Below are 1,239 nucleotides of genomic sequence, written 5' to 3'. Positions count from 1 at the left end.
ATGTCTAAAGAAAAATTTGAACGTTCGAAGCCGCACGTAAACGTCGGCACCATTGGTCACGTTGACCACGGTAAAACTACACTGACTGCTGCTATCACAACAGTTTTGGCAAAAGTTTATGGTGGTGCGGCGAAAGACTTCGCAGCCATCGATAACGCGCCAGAAGAGAAAGAGCGTGGTATTACTATTTCAACGTCACACGTTGAATATGACACGCCAACTCGCCACTACGCGCACGTAGACTGCCCGGGGCACGCTGACTATGTTAAAAACATGATCACCGGTGCTGCACAGATGGACGGCGCAATCCTGGTAGTAGCGGCAACAGACGGCCCAATGCCACAGACTCGTGAGCACATCCTGCTTTCACGTCAGGTAGGCGTTCCTTACATCGTAGTATTCATGAACAAATGTGACATGGTAGACGATGAAGAGCTGTTAGAGCTGGTAGAAATGGAAGTTCGTGAGTTGTTGTCAGAGTATGACTTCCCGGGCGACGACCTGCCGGTAATCCAGGGTTCAGCACTGAAAGCGCTGGAAGGCGACGAAGACTGGGCGAAGAAAATTGTTGAGTTAGCGGATGCGCTGGATTCATACATCCCAGAGCCAGAGCGTGACATCGACAAGCCGTTCATCATGCCAATCGAAGACGTATTCTCGATTTCAGGTCGTGGTACGGTAGTAACAGGTCGTGTAGAGCGCGGTATCGTGCGTACAGGCGACGAGTGTGAAATCGTTGGTATGAAAGACACCACTAAAACGACTGTTACTGGTGTTGAAATGTTCCGTAAGCTGCTTGACGAAGGTCGTGCAGGTGAGAACATCGGTGCCTTGTTGCGTGGTACGAAGCGTGACGAAGTAGAGCGTGGTCAGGTATTGGCGAAGCCAGGTACTATCACTCCGCATACTAAGTTCGAAGCAGAAGTTTACGTACTGAGCAAAGACGAAGGTGGCCGTCATACGCCATTCTTTAAAGGCTACCGTCCACAGTTTTACTTCCGTACAACGGACGTAACTGGTGCTGTAGAATTGCCAGAAGGCGTAGAAATGGTTATGCCTGGTGATAACCTGAAGTTTGTTGTGGAGCTGATTGCTCCAATCGCAATGGACGAAGGTCTGCGTTTCGCTATCCGTGAGGGTGGCCGTACCGTAGGTGCAGGCGTCGTATCAAAAATCATGGACTAATGCTGTCCTGTTGATTTTAAGAGCCCGGCTTTGGCCGGGCTTTTTTATGCCTGT

The 1,239-nt window shown here is 50.1% G+C and carries 1 protein-coding gene; it reads left to right on the top strand.

Going from position 1 to position 1,239, the window contains the following annotated elements; all coding sequences use genetic code 11:
• Entirely contained in the window at positions 1–1,185 is a 1,185-nt protein-coding gene (tuf, locus tag ACP7FG_RS12955; protein ID WP_199495133.1) for an elongation factor Tu, read from the top strand.
• Positions 1,186–1,239 lie beyond the last annotated feature (54 nt).

It is taken from the genome of Idiomarina sp. ST10R2A5, from assembly GCF_051842325.1.
GTDB lineage: Bacteria > Pseudomonadota > Gammaproteobacteria > Enterobacterales > Alteromonadaceae > Idiomarina > Idiomarina abyssalis.
This window is presented reverse-complemented; position numbering and strand designations above follow the sequence as displayed.